15 protein-coding genes are annotated in these 15,739 nt (G+C 71.6%); 11 read left to right on the top strand and 4 right to left on the bottom strand.

Annotation, left to right across the window (positions count from 1 at the left end):
- On the top strand, positions 1-331 hold a 331-nt coding region (locus ODJ79_RS44080), incomplete at its 5' end, for a hypothetical protein (RefSeq protein WP_263029708.1).
- 242 nt (positions 332-573) lie between these two features.
- On the top strand, positions 574-717 hold the full coding sequence (locus ODJ79_RS44075) for a hypothetical protein (protein WP_263029707.1): 144 nt from the start codon (positions 574-576) through the stop codon (positions 715-717).
- A gap of 825 nt (positions 718-1,542) precedes the next feature.
- On the opposite strand, the gene ODJ79_RS44070 is transcribed toward ODJ79_RS44075, so the two are convergent.
- Positions 1,543-2,388 (bottom strand): helix-turn-helix transcriptional regulator, encoded by an 846-nt coding sequence (locus ODJ79_RS44070; RefSeq protein WP_263029706.1) that lies wholly within the window; start codon positions 2,386-2,388, stop codon positions 1,543-1,545.
- Between the two features lie 101 nt (positions 2,389-2,489).
- On the opposite strand from ODJ79_RS44070, the gene ODJ79_RS44065 reads away from it, so the two are divergent.
- On the top strand, positions 2,490-3,470 hold the full coding sequence (locus ODJ79_RS44065) for an SDR family NAD(P)-dependent oxidoreductase (RefSeq protein WP_263029705.1): 981 nt from the start codon (positions 2,490-2,492) through the stop codon (positions 3,468-3,470).
- Positions 3,471-3,483: 13 nt separating this feature from the next.
- Here the strand turns inward: ODJ79_RS44065 and ODJ79_RS44060 are convergent, their stop codons facing one another.
- Positions 3,484-3,894 (bottom strand): MarR family winged helix-turn-helix transcriptional regulator, encoded by a 411-nt coding sequence (locus ODJ79_RS44060; RefSeq protein WP_263029704.1) that lies wholly within the window; start codon positions 3,892-3,894, stop codon positions 3,484-3,486.
- 113 nt (positions 3,895-4,007) lie between these two features.
- Between ODJ79_RS44060 and ODJ79_RS44055 the strand changes: the two genes are divergently transcribed.
- Together ODJ79_RS44055 and ODJ79_RS44050 are read left to right on the top strand one after the other, a co-directional pair.
- Entirely contained in the window at positions 4,008-5,336 is a 1,329-nt protein-coding gene (locus tag ODJ79_RS44055; protein ID WP_263029713.1) for an MFS transporter, read from the top strand.
- Entirely contained in the window at positions 5,336-6,142 is an 807-nt protein-coding gene (locus ODJ79_RS44050; RefSeq protein ID WP_263029703.1) for an alpha/beta fold hydrolase, read from the top strand. The genes ODJ79_RS44055 and ODJ79_RS44050 overlap by 1 nt, the downstream gene beginning before the upstream one ends.
- Before the next feature lie 19 nt (positions 6,143-6,161).
- Here the strand turns inward: ODJ79_RS44050 and ODJ79_RS44045 are convergent, their stop codons facing one another.
- Positions 6,162-7,325 (bottom strand): phosphotransferase, encoded by a 1,164-nt coding sequence (locus ODJ79_RS44045; protein ID WP_263029702.1) that lies wholly within the window; start codon positions 7,323-7,325, stop codon positions 6,162-6,164.
- A gap of 313 nt (positions 7,326-7,638) precedes the next feature.
- Between ODJ79_RS44045 and ileS the strand changes: the two genes are divergently transcribed.
- Complete coding sequence (gene ileS / locus ODJ79_RS44040; RefSeq protein ID WP_263029701.1) at positions 7,639-10,740, top strand: isoleucine--tRNA ligase; 3,102 nt, start codon at positions 7,639-7,641, stop codon at positions 10,738-10,740.
- Here ileS and ODJ79_RS44035 read toward each other — a convergent pair.
- Positions 10,737-11,282 (bottom strand): DUF3455 domain-containing protein, encoded by a 546-nt coding sequence (locus tag ODJ79_RS44035; RefSeq protein WP_263029700.1) that lies wholly within the window; start codon positions 11,280-11,282, stop codon positions 10,737-10,739. The two genes, ileS and ODJ79_RS44035, sit on opposite strands and share 4 nt — an antisense overlap.
- Before the next feature lie 260 nt (positions 11,283-11,542).
- Between ODJ79_RS44035 and ODJ79_RS44030 the strand changes: the two genes are divergently transcribed.
- The 5 genes from ODJ79_RS44030 to ODJ79_RS44010 all read left to right on the top strand — a co-directional run bounded on the left by ODJ79_RS44030 (position 11,543) and on the right by ODJ79_RS44010 (position 15,697).
- On the top strand, positions 11,543-11,812 hold the full coding sequence (locus ODJ79_RS44030; RefSeq protein ID WP_263029699.1) for a hypothetical protein: 270 nt from the start codon (positions 11,543-11,545) through the stop codon (positions 11,810-11,812).
- Between the two features lie 146 nt (positions 11,813-11,958).
- Positions 11,959-13,074 carry an alanine dehydrogenase gene (gene ald, locus ODJ79_RS44025; protein ID WP_263029712.1) on the top strand — a complete coding sequence of 372 codons (1,116 nt, stop codon included), beginning with the start codon at positions 11,959-11,961 and terminating at the stop codon, positions 13,072-13,074.
- A complete protein-coding gene (locus tag ODJ79_RS44020; RefSeq protein WP_317620754.1) occupies positions 13,071-13,982 on the top strand; it encodes a site-specific tyrosine recombinase XerD in 912 nt (303 codons plus the stop codon). Before ald ends, ODJ79_RS44020 begins: the two co-directional genes overlap by 4 nt.
- A gap of 110 nt (positions 13,983-14,092) precedes the next feature.
- Positions 14,093-15,025, top strand: coding sequence for a ParA family protein (locus ODJ79_RS44015; RefSeq protein ID WP_263029698.1), 933 nt, complete (start codon positions 14,093-14,095; stop codon positions 15,023-15,025).
- Between the two features lie 3 nt (positions 15,026-15,028).
- Positions 15,029-15,697, top strand: coding sequence for a hypothetical protein (locus ODJ79_RS44010; protein ID WP_263029697.1), 669 nt, complete (start codon positions 15,029-15,031; stop codon positions 15,695-15,697).
- The last annotated feature ends 42 nt before the right edge of the window (positions 15,698-15,739 follow it).

Here is a 15,739-nt window from a genome sequence, read left to right as displayed (position 1 = left end):
GTCGGCCGTCGAGGTGCCGCCACTGTGGGGCCTGCTTGAGCCCTCGGGTGGACCCGGCCAGCTGTCGAGGACATCCGCGCGAACCTCGCCCGGCGCATTCTTCAGTTTCGGCGCGGGCATTCTGAAGTCACGGCGGGCGCACCCCAAAATGTTCGCGCCGCGGTCGGCACGCGGTTTCCCGCGCGGTAATCGAAATGCGCGGCCGAAACCGTCGGCGATACCGTTGCGGAATGGCTGCTGCTGCGCTCAACCCGGTGCGATAACCACGCGAAGGGCCGACCCGCGCGGCAGTGACCAGATCGACCTGATCGTCGACGGGCCGCGCAGTTAGCTCAGCCGGCTGAACCGCCGCGGCGCGCTCGTCGAGGTGGGCTGACTTGGCGTGGCCGTTGGGGCGGCCCTGGGCGGCGTGGTCGTCGGAGTGGGCCCGGGTGGCGTGGCCGTCGCGGTGGGCTCGAGTGGCGTGCCCGTCGGTGGCATGCGCCTGCGGGTCGCCATGGGCAGACGGCACCACCTGCTTGTCCGCGCGGGGCAAGACCCGCGTTTGGGCCGCGGTCAGGTGTCGCTCGGCTGGTGCTGGCTGTGGTGCTGCGGCCGGTGGTGCCGCGGCCGGTGCCGGCTGTGGTGGTGCTGCGGCTGGGCGTGGTGCAGCTGGTGCTGGGCGTGGTGCTGGGGCTGGTGGCGCATCGGTGGGCCGGCGGGCCTGGTCGGTGGTGATCGTGGCCGGGTGCGCGCCGCCGCGGTCGAGGCGTGCGCGCATCAGTTTGCGGCCGTGCCGTTGCTGGAGACCCCACTCGCGGTGGCGAGCATGCTCACGCCGAAACGTTTCGGACTCGGGCGAATAATTGCGTGCCTTGGTGTGATCGCGCATTCTGGCGAGTGTGTCCCTGGAAAACAGCCCTATCTGCCCCACCCGCATATTGTCCCACCCCAAAGAACGCGGTGGTAAGCCCAGACAGGCGATTGATCATGCCAATTCCGTACCGCCGGAATTAGATCTTTGAAATATCCCAGCACGGTATTTTACGCCGGTTTTCAGCGCTTCCGGATGCGCGACCGGCGGCACCTACGGCGACCAGGCAGTTCCCGGGCCATGGCAGCCCACCCGGACCAACAACGCGCCGTGACCGGCGGCACGCGCTCCGGCCGACGGCGTGCCCGGCGATCAGAGGCACGCGCCGCGACCGAACCACGGGCCCCGACCGGAGGCACGCGCCGCGACCGAACCACGGGCCCCGATCGGAGGCACGCGCCGCGACCGAACCACGGGCCCCGACCGGAGGCACGCGCCGCGACCGAACCACGCGCCCCGACCGGAGGCACGCGCCGCGACCGAACCACGCGCCCCGACCGGAGGCACGCGCCGCGACCGAACCACGCGCCCCGACCGGAGGCACGCGCCGCGACCGAACCACGCGCCCCGGCCGGAGGCACGCGCCGCGACCGAACCACGGGCCCCGACGGGAGGCACTGTCCCGCGGCCGCCGAAACGTCGAGGAACAAAACATCGAGGAAGGCTGAGTCACCGCGTCGACCGGGGGTTCAGCGGATCAGGGCTTGGGTGCCGATGACCACCGCCAGCGCCAGCCGCTCGGCGTCCTCCGTACCCGGCTCCGCCGTATACACAGTGATGCGCAGGTCGTCGAGGGCGACCACCAGCGTGTCGCAGTCCAGCGTGAGTCGCCCGACGGCGGGATGGTCGACGACCTTGCGCCGCGACGGGTCGGGCGGTGGGGGCGGGACATCGGAGTCCCAGAGGTCGGCGAAGCGTGGGCTGGCCTCCTTCAGTTCGCCGACGAGCCGCCGCAGTGCCCGGTCGGCCGGGTATCGGGAGGCGGTCAGGCGCAGGTCGGCGACCAGCCGCGCCTCGTGGTCCGCCTGTTCCTGCGGCGTGTGCACGACGCGGGCGCGGGCGCGTGTGACGTTGCGCCAGACCGCGTTGCGCTCGATGCCGTGCCAGGTCGTGGTGTCGCCCATCAGGGCGTCGTAGGGCGCGTTGGCCAGCACCAGCGTCCAGCTGGCGTCGTAGACCACGACGGGCGTGTTCGCGAGCCGGTCGAGCAGCCGGTGCACGCTGGGCGTCAGGTGTGTCGGGACGACGTCGAGCCCGGGGGCGGCGTGCCCGGCCAGCCGGTAGAGCAGGTCGCGTTCCGGGACGGACACCCGCAGTGCCCGGGCCAGCGACTCGACGACCTGCGCGGACGGGGCGGTGGCGCGGCCCTGTTCGAGCCGGGTCAGGTAGTCGGCCGAGATGCCGGCCAGCCCGGCCAGCTCCTCCCGGCGCAGCCCGGCCGCGCGGCGCCGGCGGCCGGCCGGAACGCCGACGGCCTCGGGCGTGACCCGGTCACGCAGGCGGCGCACCGTCCGGCCGAACTCCCAGGATTCCACGCGTCCAGTGTGCGGGGCGCCGCAGGGCTTGTCCTGGTACTGATGGTCCTACGAAAACCCGACGACTGCCTGCCACCCGGGCCGGCCCGCACGCTCGGAGCATGACAACCGTACTGATCACCGGCCCGACCCGCGGTCTGGGCCGCACCACCACCCTCGCCCTGGCCGCCCGCCCGGGCGCCGAGCTGATCCTGCTGGGCCGCCCCGGACGGGCGCTGGCCGAGGTCGCCGACGAGGCCCGCGCCCGGGGCGCGGTCGTGCACGAGATCGGCTGCGATCTGGCCCGGCTGGCCGATGTGCGGGCCGCCGCGACCGAGGTGCGGAAACTGATCGACGCCGAGGCCGCCCGTCCGCTGTCGGCGCTGGTCGCCAACGCCGGCGCGATGTCCACCGACACCCGGATCGCGTCCGGCGACGGGTACGAGCTGACCTTCGCGGTGAACTACCTCGCGCACGCCCAGCTCATCGGCGACCTGGTCGGCTCCGCTTTACTGGGAGGCTCCGCTCTACCAGGAGGCTCCGCTCTACCAGGAGGCTCCGCTCTACCAGGAGACCGAGGAGCGCTGGCCCCGGCGGCGCGGATCGTGTTGCTGGGCTCGAACACGTACCGGGCGAACTTCTGGCGCAAGCTGCTGGGCGTGCCGGAGGCGGACTGGCGCGACCCGCTCGACATCGCGCGGCCCGCGACCGGCCCGGCGAGCCCGGGGATGAAGGCCTCCGGCGTGGCGTACTCGAACGCGAAGCTGGCGATCCTCTACTACGCCCACGAGCTGCAGCGGCACGTCGGCGCGGCGGCGAACGTGGTGGTGTTCGAGCCGGGCTGGATGCCCGGCACGGCGCTGGGCCGGGGTGCGCCCGCCCCGCTGCAGACGATCATGCGCGGTGTCGGGCGGCTGCCGGGGGTGAGCCGCCCGGAGCGCTCCGGGCCGATGCTGGCCGCCGTCGCGGTCGACCCGACGTGGGCGCGGCTGCGTGACGGCGCCTTCGTCCTGAAGGATCAGGTGACCTCGGTCCATCCGGTCGCCCATGACCGCGACCGTGAGCGCCGCCTGTGGGAGGCTACCGCCGAGCTTCTCCGGTAGCCACGTCCGGACCTCAGCGGGCCAGGACGCGGGCGAGCAGGTCACCGAATGTCTGCTGCTCCTCGGCGGTGAGCGGGGAGAACGACTCGGTCAGGATTCCCCGTACGATCTCTCCGGCCTTTTGCCGCAGATCGTCGCCCTTGTCGGTGAGTCGGTGGCGCACCGCCCGGCCGGGCCCGGGGATCCGCTCGATGAGCCCGCGGTCGATCATGCGGGTGGCCAGCGTGCCGAACGACTGATCGGTCTGGAAGGTGAGCTGCGCGAGGTCGTGCAACGACGCGTCGGGGTTTTCGTGCAGGTGCCGGAGGGCGTCCCATTGCACGATCGAGAGGCCGAGCGGGGCGAGCCGCTCGTTGGCGGTGCGGTGGTGCCGCATCTGGAGGCGTTTGACGGAGAGCCCGATCTCCCCGAGGTCCCTGGGCATGGCCCGACCGTACCAGCTTGTTTATATCAGCATGCTGATATAAGGTTCCTTATATGCGCCGCATGCGAGAACACCCCGCGCCATCCGCCACAGTGGCCTTTGCCTGCGTGGCGATGCTGGTCTCCTATCTGCCGTTCAGCGCCGCCAACGGTGCGCTCGGCGCGATCGCGGCAACGACCGGCGCGCACACCTCCGACCTGCAATGGGTCACCGACGCCTTCGCGGTCGCGCTCGGCGCGACCGTCCTGTCCGCCGGCGTGCTCGGCGATCTGTACGGCCGCCGCCGCATCGCCGTGCTCGGCCTCGGCCTGACGGTCGCCGGCACCTCGCTCGACGTGGTGGCGGGTGCGACGAGCGCCATCCGGCTGCTGTGGGCCGGTCAGGCCCTCGCCGGTGTCGGCGGTGGCATGGTCATGTCCGCCACGCTGGCGCTGATCGCGGTGCGCCCGCGCACCATCCCGCTGTGGGCGGCGGCCGTGGTGGCCGGCCTGGGCGCCGGCCCGTTCATCGCCTCGGCGGTCACCGGGTACACCGCGTGGCAGTGGACGTTCGCGCCGATCGCCGTGCTGGCGTCGGCGACCGCGGCGTTCGGGCTGGCCCGATCCGGCGAGTCGTCGGCCCCGGCCGGTCGCCGGCTGGACATACCCGGTCAGGTCACCGGCTCGGCGGGCATCGCCGCGCTGACCTTCGCCGTCATCTCCGGTGGCTCCACCGGCTGGAGCGCCCCGGCCACCGTGGCCGCGTTCGCGGTGGCCGCCGCCGGCCTGGCCGCCTTCGCGCTGGTCGAGCACCGCTCCCCGGCGCCGCTGTTTCGCCCGGCCCTGTTCGCCTCGAGGGGTTTCACCGCCGCCGGGCTCAGCGCCACCGCGGTGCTGTTCGCGATGGGCGGCGGCGCATTCGTGCTCAGCCTCTTCTTCAGCGGCCGGCAGGTCGATGCGCTCGGCATCGCCCTTCGGCTGGGTTGCCTGTTCGCTGCGAACGCGCTGGCCAGTCTGGCAGCCGGGCCGCTGCAGAGTCGCTTCGGCTCGCGGCCGGTGCTGGTCGGCGGCCTGGTGATCGCCGCGCTCGGCGCGATGAGTCTGTTCACAGTGGCGGCCGGTACCGGCCTGGGTGGCTTCGCCTGGCGGCTGTTCCTGCTCGGGACCGGCAGCGGCCTGGTGATGGCGACCAGTTCCACGGTGGCCGTGCAGTCGGTGCCGGGCCCGCTAGCCGGAATGGCCGGCGCCGGGAACAACGCCATGCGTCAGCTCGGCGCAGCGCTCGGCCCGGCCGTTCTCGGCATGTCGGCCGGTGCCCGCGCCGGCGCGGTCGGCGCGGTCCATCTCACCGCCGCCGTATTGGCCATCCTCTTCGCCGTCACCGCCGCGGCCGCCGCCCTTTTGCTTCGTACCCCCACCATCTCGAAGGCCAGCACGAAGGCCACCCTGGAAAGGACCGCATGATGCACACCATCGACCTGGACATCGCCGGCACGACGACACCCGTCTCCTACACTGAACGTGGCGACTACACCGAACGTGGCGACGGTCGTCCATTCCTGCTCCTGCACGGCGGCGGCGGCCCGCAGACCGTCACCGGCTTCGCCGACCTGCTCGCCGCGGAGCGCCCCGCCCGGGTGATCACCCCGATCCACCCCGGCTTCGGCGGCACCGCCCGCCCCGACGCGATCACCACCATCGGCCACCTCGCCCAGCTCTACATCGCCCTGCTCGACCGGCTCGACCTCGACGACGTGACGGTCGTCGGCAACTCGATCGGCGGCTGGATCGCCGCCGAGATGGCCCTGCTCGACACCGCCAGGATCGGTAGCGTCGCGCTGATCGACGCGGTCGGCATCGAGGTGCCCGGCCACCCGGTCGTGGACTTCTTCGCGCTGACCTTCCCCGAGATCGCCCAACGCAGCTACTACGAACCGGGCAAGTTCCTGATCGACCCGAGCACCATGACCCCGCAGCAGCAGGCGGTGCTGGCCGGCAATCGGGTCGCCCTGTCGGTCTACGCCGGCGACACGTCCATGATGGATTCCACCCTGCGCGATCGTCTGTCGGCGGTGGCCCTGCCGACCCGCGTCATCTGGGGCGACCACGACCGCATCGCCGACCCGGAGTACGGCCGCGCCTTCGCCGACGCCATCCCGAACGCCGAGTTCGTGCTCCTCACCGAATCCGGCCACCTGCCGCAACTGGAAACCCCGGACCGCCTGCTTCCGGAGGTCTGGGATTTCGCGGACAAGCACGCGCGGCGCTAGCCGCGGACCGTTCGCGGCGCTAGCCGCGGACCGTTCGGAAGGCCGGGAACGTTGCCGGCGGCGGGGTCGTCGCGTCCGGCCAGCGGGCGGACATCGCCTCGGCCAGCCGGGAGAACCAGTCCGCCATCGCCGGCAGCGCCGCGGCCCGCTCGGCGAGCCGGGTGAACACCTGGATCTGTTGCACCAGCTGCGCTCGACGGCGCCGGCGGGTGCGCGGGGGCTGGCCGGCGGCGGCCAGCAGCGGCAGCCGCTGCACCCGAACGGCAAGGGCCGCCGCGGCGCCGACCGCCAGCGCCTGGTCAAGACGTCCGACGATGGCACCGGGCATGGCGGCGGCCAGTTCGCCACGGTAGGCACGATCGGCCTCGGTCACGACGCTGTCCGGGAGCGTGGCCCAGTGTGCGCTGTAGGTGGGGAACGGGAAGTGCAGGAACGACGCGTCGAAGCCGAGATGTCCGAAGATCGCGCCTTCGAAGTCCACGAGCCGTACGCCGTGCGGCGTCACCAGCGCGTTGCCGGGATTGAGGTCGGTGTGCGTCAGCGCCGCGAAGGGTCCGGCGTCGGCGAGCCGATCCCGGACGAACGCGGCGTCACCGGCCGCGGCGCGCGCGTCCGGCAGGCCCAGCCCGGCGCACGCGACCTCCACGTCGCGCCAGCTGTCCACACCGGGCCAGGGCAGTCCGGGGCCGGCCTCCGCCTCCGGGGCGCCGAGACCGGCCAAGGCCTGCCGGTATCCGTCGCCCGCGCCGCGGGTGCCGGCGTGCAGCCGCCCGACGGCCGCGCCGAACTGCACCAGCGCATGCGTGGCGGCGTCGGCATCGGTGCCGAGCAGGACGCTCTCCACCGTCGGCCATCCTTCCAGATCGGTGGTGACCACGACACCCGCGGCCTGATCGGCGACGATCACCCGCGCGGTGACTCCGGTGTGCGCGGCCGTCCGCAACGCCGCCTCCTCGCGCCGGAGGTGGGCAAATCCGCCATGCCCGGGCCCGTCCACCCGGCGGGTCTTGACCACCACGGTTCGGCCGACACCGGGCAGGTCGCGATCGAACGTCAACCGCGTCACCGGAGCCCAGCCGTGCCCGAGCGACTCCTCCGCCACCAGCGACGCGGACCCGCCATGCCAGGGGCGTAACAGCGCGAGGACCGTGTCGCGCCGGTGCGCGGTCAGGGGGTACTGCACGATGGCATTCTTCCGGGTCGATCGAAATTCGTCCCGCCGGTCCCTCCGGGCCGGTAGCATGGCCGCTCAGGTGTTGATGGGGACGAGTACCGCCGCAAGCAGCCGATAGCGACCCGGGGACGGTGGAAGCCCGGGGGAGTGCGCGACGGGAAGATCACCCCGGAGCCGCCGGAAGAAAGGCCCGCACGGGCCGAGTAGAGCCGGCCGTAAGGCAAGAGCGGGCCGCCGGAAACAGCGGCCAAGGAGGGTGGTACCGCGGGGCTTCACACAGCCTCGTCCCTTCGTCGGAGCACAACGACGACGGAGGAGTGCGATGTACCGCCCGGTGCCGGCCCAGGTCGACCTGCCCGCGCTCGACCACGAGATCCTCGGCTTCTGGCAGCGCGAGAAGATCTTCGCCCGAAGTCTCGAGCAGAGCCGCGGCCGCCCCGAGTGGGTGTTCTACGAGGGACCGCCGACCGCGAACGGCATGCCCGGCGCGCACCACATCGAGGCCCGCGTCTTCAAGGACGTGTTCCCGCGCTACCGCACGATGAAGGGCTTCCACGTCGAGCGCAAGGCCGGCTGGGACTGCCACGGCCTGCCGGTCGAGCTCGCCGTCGAGAAGGAGCTCGGCTTCACCGGCAAGAAGGACATCGAGGCGTACGGGATCGCCGCGTTCAACGAGCGCTGCCGCGAGTCGGTGACCCGGCACACCGACGCGTTCGCCGAGCTCACCGAGCGGATGGGCTACTGGGTCGACCTGGACGACGCGTACCGGACGATGGATCCGGCGTACATCGAGTCGGTCTGGTGGTCGCTCAAGCAGATCTTCGACAAGGGTCTGCTGGTCGAGGATTTCCGGGTCGCGCCGTGGTGCCCGCGGGACCAGACCACGCTGTCGGATCACGAGCTGGCCCAGGGGTACGAGACCGACGTCGACCCGTCGGTCTACGTCCGGTTCCCGCTCACCTCCGGGCCCCTCGCCGGCCAGGCGTCCCTGCTGGTCTGGACCACCACGCCGTGGACGCTGGTCTCCAACACCGCCGTGGCCGTGCACCCCGACGTCGACTACGTCGTGGTGACCGACGGGACCGAGAAGCTCGTGGTGGCCGAGGCGCTGATCCCCGAGGGGTGGGCTGCGACCGGGGAACGAGCAAAAGGCCGCGAGATGGAGCGCTGGACTTACGTGCCGCCGTTCGATCTGGTCGAGGTGCCGGACGCGCACATCGTGATCCTGGCCGGCTACGTCACCACCGCCAGCGGCACCGGGCTCGTGCACCAGTCACCCGCGTTCGGCGCGGACGACCTGGCCAGCTGCCGCGCGTACGGGCTGCCGATGGTCAACCCGGTCCGCCGCGACGGCACGTTCGAGCCGGAGATCCCGCTGGTCGGCGGCCTGTTCTTCCGGGACGCGAACGAGCCGCTGGTCGCCGACCTGCGCGAGCGCGAACTGCTGTGGAAGCACGAGGCGTACGAGCATCAGTACCCGCACTGCTGGCGCTGTCACACCGCGCTGATCTACTACGCGATGCCGTCCTGGTACGTGCGCACCACCGCCGTACGCGATGCCCTGCTGCGGGAGAACGAGAAGACCACCTGGCACCCGGAGACCGTCAAGCACGGCCGGTACGGCGACTGGCTGGTCAACAACGTCGACTGGGCGCTGTCCCGCAACCGGTACTGGGGCACCCCGCTGCCGATCTGGCGCTGCCCGGACGGCCACCTGACGTGCGTGGGCTCACTCGCCGAGCTCGGTGCCCTGGCAAATCATGATTTGTCCAAACTGGACCCGCATAGGCCCTTCATCGACGACGTGAAACTGACATGTCCAGAATGCGGGGAAAGGGCCGCGCGGGTCGAGGAGGTCATCGACGCCTGGTACGACTCCGGGTCGATGCCGTTCGCGCAGTTCGGCTACCCGTACGCGAACCAGGATCTGTTCGCCAAGCGCTTCCCCGCGCAGTTCATCTCGGAGGCGATCGACCAGACCCGCGGCTGGTTCTACACGCTGATGGCCGTGAGCACGCTGGTCTTCGACCGCTCGTCGTACGAGACGGTCGTCTGCCTCGGGCACATCCTCGCCGAGGACGGCCGCAAGATGTCCAAGCACCTCGGCAACATCATCGAGCCGATCCCGCTGATGGACACGCACGGCGCCGACGCGGTCCGCTGGTTCATGGCCGCGGTCGGCTCGCCCTGGCAGGCCCGCCGGGTCGGCAACACCGCCATCCAGGAGGTGGTCCGCAAGATCCTGCTGACCTACTGGAACACCGTCGCCTTCCAGGCCCTCTACGGCCGTACCGCCGGCTGGGCCCCGTCGGCGAGCGACCCGGCGCCCGAGAAACGGCCGGTGCTCGACCGATGGCTGCTGTCCGAGTTGTCCGACCTGGTGGACAAGACGGATAAAGCGCTGGCAGGGTTCGACACCCAGGAGGCCGGCCGGCTGCTCGGCGCGTTCGTCGACGACCTGTCCAACTGGTACGTGCGCCGCAGCCGCCGCCGGTTCTGGCGCGGCGACCCGGCCGCCCTGGCCACTCTGCACGAGGCGCTGCACACCGTCACGCTGCTGATGGCCCCGCTCACCCCGTTCGTCACCGAGCGCGTCTGGCAGGACCTGATCGTGCCGGTCGACCCGGCCGCCGCGCCGTCCGTGCACCTGGCCGCGTTCCCGCAGGCCGACCCGGCCCGGCGCGACGAGAAGCTGTCCGCGCAGATGGCCGTCGCCCGGCGGCTGGTCGAGCTGGGCCGCGCCGCCCGCGCCGAGTCCGGCCTGAAGGTCCGCCAGCCGCTGTCGCGGGCGATGGCCTCGGCCGAGGGGCTGCCCGACGACCTGCTGGCCGAGATCGCCGCCGAGCTGAACGTCGGCGCGATCACCCCGATCACCGGTTCCGTCGTGGATTCCACCGCCAAAGCCAATTTCCGTACGCTCGGGAAGCGTTACGGGAAGCTGGTGCAGGAGATCGCTCGCGAGATCGCCCGTTCCGACGCCGCCGTCCTGGCGGCGGACTTGCGCTCCACCGGGACAACCTCCGTGACCGTTGCCGGTGAGCCGGTCACGCTGGGCCCCGACGAGGTCATCATCACCGAGACGCCGCGCGCGGGCTGGGCCGTCGCCTCCGACGCCGGCGCGACGGTCGCGCTCGACCTGGAGCTGACCCCGCAACTGCTGCGGGCCGGCCGGGCCCGCGAGGCGATCCGGCAGATCCAGGAGGCCCGCAAGGCCAGCGGCCTCGACGTCGCCGACCGGATCGCGCTGGCCTACGCCACCGACGACGACGAGACCGCCCTGGCGCTGACCGAGCACGCCGCGCTGGTCGCCGACGAGGTCCTGGCCACGGCGTTCGCCCCCGGCGCACCGGGGGCGAACGACCGTGTCTTCACCGACGAGTCGCTGGGCCTGCGCTTCTGGCTGGCCCGGACGCTGCCGGCCTAGATGGCCGGGTCGTCCCAGAAGACGTAGACCGCGCCGTAGGGCACCTGCACCGTCTGGCCGGCGGTGCAGGACCCGGTCGGGGCGACCCCGCCGGACGTGTACAGCCGGTTGATCCAGTCCGCCTTGCTCAGCACGCCGCTGCCACTGTGGCTGACGACCTGCAGCAGCAGCTCCGGGATCGCGCCGTCCTTCGGCGGCGCGGACTTGACCTTCGTGGCGGTCACCAGCGAGCCGTCTCGCAACGACTGCCAGCTCGGCCCGGCGAAGTGGTGCACCCGCCCGCCGGTGCCGATCAGCTGTGCCTCCGGCGTGGACGGCGCCGAATAGGTGCCGGTCGCCGCGCAGGTGTAGTTCTGCGTGCCGGTCGTGACGACGTACGCACCGACCGGGCGCGACCCGGGCGGCGGCTTGATCACGTCGGCGATCGCCGGAATGGACACGGCGCGGGTGTCCTGCGCCGTGGTCGCCGCATTGGCGTCGTAGCTGACCGCGCCGACCGCGCCGATGACGATGGCCATTGCGGCCACGGACAGCGCGCGCACGCGCGACTGAGTCGTACTCAGCACTGTTTCCCCCCAGGGTGTAGGCGGGCCCCTCGCCCGCCACCACGCCTCACGGGGTTGATCTCTGCATCGATCGAGATCAACTCAGTCACTGTCCGTTTGTCCGGTGTCTACGGTCCGAATGGCCCACGCCGTCCAGTACGCCTTCCGCCGTTGGCGATCAGTGACCAACCGGTGACTTTCCTTGGACGGCCCGTGGTCCTACCTTCATAGAAGAAAGTTTGCCCAGGGAGGCGACGATGGCGCATGCCGGCCCACCGAAGAACGAATCGTTCAAGGTGGGTGACCTTGTCACGGTCCTGCCTCCGTACGACGCGGACCCGTACATCCTGAACTTCCAGCACTACGGGCGGATCGCCGCCGTCGAGCACCGGGAGAACATGCCCGCCGCGTACTACATGGTCGAACTGGACTCCACGCTGCCGCCGCGACGACAGGTCGGCCCGTTCCCGGCCGGCCGCCTGGCAAAGGGCTGGCGCGACCAGAACGGCCGCTGGCTGGCCGAGTGATCAGCCCCCGCCGGGCCCGGGCCACGCGAGGGTTGCCGTCCGCCGGAAAAAGTTCCGGGTGCGATCTCCGGGGGTATCGTCCGCCGTGGTGGCCCCTTTGGCCGCCGTGGGACGTCACTCAGCGTTGAGAAAGGACGGTGTCGGCTGTGAAGGTCGGCATTCCCAGCGAGATCAAGAACAACGAGTTCCGGGTCGCCATCACCCCCGCCGGCGTGTACGAATTTGCCCGCGCCGGCCACGACGTGTACGTGCAGGCGGGCGCCGGCGCCGGATCGTCGATCACGGACGGTGACTACAAGTCGGCCGGTGCCACCATCGTGCCGAGCGCCGACGACGTGTGGCAGACCGGCGAGCTGATCCTCAAGGTCAAGGAGCCGATCGCGGAGGAGTACCCGCGGATGCGCCCCGGGCAGGTGCTGTTCACCTACCTGCACCTGGCCGCGTCGAAGGAATGCACGGACGCGCTGCTCGACCGCAAGGTCACCGGGATCGCGTACGAGACGGTGGAGCTGCCGGACCGGTCGCTGCCGCTGCTCGCGCCGATGTCGGAGGTGGCCGGCCGGCTGGCCCCGCAGGTCGGCGCGTACCACCTGATGCGCTCGGGCGGGGGCCGGGGCGTGCTGATGGGCGGCGTGCCGGGCGTCTACGCCGCGAAGGTGGTGGTGATCGGGGCCGGCGTGTCCGGCATGAACGCGGCGGCCATCGCCCTCGGCATGCAGGCCGAGGTGCTCGTGCTCGACCGGAACATCGCCAAGCTGCGGGCCGCGGACGCGGACTACCGCGGGCACCTTCAGACCATCGCCTCCAACGCGTACGAGATCGAGAAGGCCGTCGTGGACGCCGACCTGGTGATCGGCGCCGTGCTGGTGCCCGGCGCGAAGGCGCCGAACCTGATCTCCAACGAGCTGGTGAGCCGGATGAAGCCGGGCAGCGTGCTGGTCGACATCGCCATCGATCAGGGCGGCTGCTTCGAGGACTCGCGGCCGACCACACACGCCGACCCGGTCTACCGGGTGCACGAGTCGATGTTCTACTGCGTGGCCAACATGCCCGGCGCGGTGCCGCACACCAGCACCTACGCGCTGACCAACGTCACTTTGCCGTACGCTCTGGACCTGGCCAACCTGGGCTGGCGCGCGGCGCTGAAGGCCGACCCCGCGCTGGCGCCGGGGCTGAACACGTTCGACGGGAACGTGACCTACGGACCGGTCGCGGAGGCGCACGGAATGCCGGTACTGCCGACCGCCGAGGTGCTCAGCTGAGCATCTCCCGGATCATCGACGCCTACCTCGACCACCTGACCGTCGAGCGTGGGCTGTCGCGCAACACCCTCGCCTCCTACCGGCGCGATCTCGACCGGTACACCCGGGCGCTGGCGGAGGCGGGGATCGGCGACCTCGGCGCGGTCCGGGCCGCCGACGTCACCGGGCACCTCGCCACCCTGCGCGACGAGGGCCTGGCGCCGGCGTCGGCGGCGCGAGCGGTGAGCGCGGTGCGCGGCCTGCATCGCTTCGCCGCCCGGGAGGGCCTGGTCGCGGTCGACGTGGCCGCCGAGGTCAAGCCGCCGGCCCCGGCCAAGCGGCTGCCCAAGGCCCTCGACGTCGAGCAGGTGCTGCGGCTGCTCGCGGTCGCCGACGACACCCCGCTGGGCCTGCGCGACCGGGCGTTGCTGGAGTTCCTCTACGGCACCGGGGCGCGGATCTCCGAGGCGGTCGGCGCGGCGATCGACGACCTGGACCTGGCCGGCGAGCCGGCCGCGGTCCTGCACGGCAAGGGCGGGCGGACCAGGCTGGTTCCGGTGGGCGGGTACGCGAAGGCCGCGTTGGAGGCCTACCTCGTACGGGGCAGGCCCGCGCTGGTCGCCAAGGGCAAGGGGACGCCGGCGGTGTTCCTGAACGCCCGCGGTGGACGGTTGTCGCGGCAGAGCGCGTGGACGATCCTGAACCGGGCGGCGGCCGCGGCCGGGCTGCCGGTCGAGGGTCCGTCGGCGGTGAGCCCGCACACTCTTCGCCATTCGTACGCCACGCATCTGCTGGACGGCGGCGCCGACGTCCGCGTGGTCCAGGAGCTGCTGGGACACGCGTCGGTGACCACGACGCAGGTATACACGCTGGTGACCGTGGACCGGCTCCGAGAGGTGTACGCGACCGCACACCCGCGCGCTCGTTAGAAGCTACGCACCCATAGACGGCGACACGCCGACGCCTGACCCCGATCGCGCGGCACGCGTGGCGTACAGTCGGGCATCGGCTCCGTCGAGTCGGAAAGGGGGAGCGGGCCATGTCGGGCAACAACGCACGGGCGGAAGCCTGGACCTCCGCGATGCGAGAGCAGCAGAGCTCGCTGGATCTCGGCGCCGACCTGGGTCCGGCCGACCCCACGGCGTACACGATGCGCCGCCCGATCCCCGAGCCGATGCCGACCGACCGGCACGGCCCCGCGCGGATCATCGCCCTGGCCAACCAGAAGGGCGGCGTCGGCAAGACGACCACCACGATCAACCTGGGCGCCGCCCTCGCGGAGTACGGGCGCAAGGTGCTGCTGGTCGACTTCGACCCGCAGGGCGCCTGCTCGGTGGGTCTCGGCGTCAACCCGCACAACCTCGACCTGAGCATCTACAACCTGCTCATGCAGGACGACGTCGCCACCGAGGACGTCATCATCAAGACCGACGTGGCCGGCCTGCACCTGCTGCCGGCCAACATCGACCTGTCGGCCGCCGAGATCCAGCTGGTCAACGAGGTCGCCCGGGAGATGGCCCTGGCCCGGGCGCTGCGCTCGGTCCGCAAGGAGTACGACTTCATCCTGATCGACTGCCAGCCCTCGCTGGGCCTGCTGGCGATCAACGCGCTGACCATCGCGCACGGCGTGCTCATCCCGCTGGAGTGCGAGTTCTTCTCGCTGCGTGGCGTGGCGCTGCTGCTGGACACCATCGACAAGGTGCGCGAGCGGCTCAACTTCGACCTGGAGCTCGAGGGCATCCTGGCCACCATGTACGACTCCCGCACCACGCACTGCCGGCAGGTGCTGCAGCGCGTGGTCGAGGCGTTCGGCGACAAGGTGTACCAGACCGTGATCACCAAGACGGTCAAGTTCCCTGAGTCCACGGTGGCCGGCGCCCCGATCCTCACCCTCGACCCGGCGTCCTCCGGCGCCCGCAACTACCGGCAGCTCGCGCGCGAGGTCATCGCGGCCAAGGTCGAGCGCGGCTGACCCGTGCTGTTCGCCCTCCGGACGCCGGTGGCGTTCGCCGCCCTCCTGTTCGCCTTCGTCCTCGCTCTGTGCCTGCGCGCGATCGCGGTCCGGCTGACCGCCCGCACCCTGGGGCTGGCCGACCGCCGCGAGTCGATCGGCCCCCGGCTGCGCGAGGACGTCGACCCGTTCGGCGCGGTCGGCGTCGCGATCGCCGGCGTCGGCTGGGGCAAGATGCTCTCGGTCGACGACGTCCCGCGCTATCGGGGCCGCTTCCGGCCGGCCATGGTGTTCCTGGCCGGGCCGCTGGTCAACATCGTGCTCGGCGAGATCGTGCTCGTGGCGTACGCGATCGCTTTCCACCCCGGCTACCTGCTGGCCTATGGCCCCGGCTCGATCCTGCTCGGCATCCGCGGGCCGGTCGCCGAGGTGATCCTGGTGTCGGTCGGCGTCACCCTGCTCAGCTTCGGGGTGCTGGCGCTCATCCCGATCCCGCCGCTGGACGGCTTCGGGATCATGTACCACGCGCTGCGCCGCCCCGGCGCGAGCATCCAGTGGATGCGGCTGTGGTTCGAGGACAAGAACATCGGCGTCGTGATCCTGCTGGTCTGCTGCCTGTTCCCGCTGCCCGGCCCGATTCTGCTGCAGGTCGTCGACGCGCTCGACTCGCTGTTCCTGCTGTGGTGGGGCTGATCTTCGATTCTCCCGAGTCACCGGCCCTGAGCTGGGACGTTG

Origin of the sequence: Actinoplanes sp. KI2, from assembly GCF_025630775.1 — a bacterium.
Taxonomy (GTDB): domain Bacteria; phylum Actinomycetota; class Actinomycetes; order Mycobacteriales; family Micromonosporaceae; genus Actinoplanes.
This window is presented reverse-complemented; position numbering and strand designations above follow the sequence as displayed.

Bases quoted from the DNA above. Each gene is read 5' to 3' on its own strand.
- ODJ79_RS44030 (WP_263029699.1), top strand. From the start codon at position 11,543: ATGGCGCATGCCGGCCCACCGAAGAACGAATCGTTCAAGGTGGGTGAC.
- ODJ79_RS44050 (WP_263029703.1), top strand. From the start codon at position 5,336: ATGCACACCATCGACCTGGACATCGCCGGCACGACGACACCCGTCTCC.
- ODJ79_RS44060 (WP_263029704.1), bottom strand. From the start codon at position 3,894: ATGCCCAGGGACCTCGGGGAGATCGGGCTCTCCGTCAAACGCCTCCAG.
- ileS (WP_263029701.1), top strand. From the start codon at position 7,639: ATGTACCGCCCGGTGCCGGCCCAGGTCGACCTGCCCGCGCTCGACCAC.
- ODJ79_RS44065 (WP_263029705.1), top strand. From the start codon at position 2,490: ATGACAACCGTACTGATCACCGGCCCGACCCGCGGTCTGGGCCGCACC.
- ODJ79_RS44055 (WP_263029713.1), top strand. From the start codon at position 4,008: ATGCTGGTCTCCTATCTGCCGTTCAGCGCCGCCAACGGTGCGCTCGGC.
- ODJ79_RS44015 (WP_263029698.1), top strand. From the start codon at position 14,093: ATGTCGGGCAACAACGCACGGGCGGAAGCCTGGACCTCCGCGATGCGA.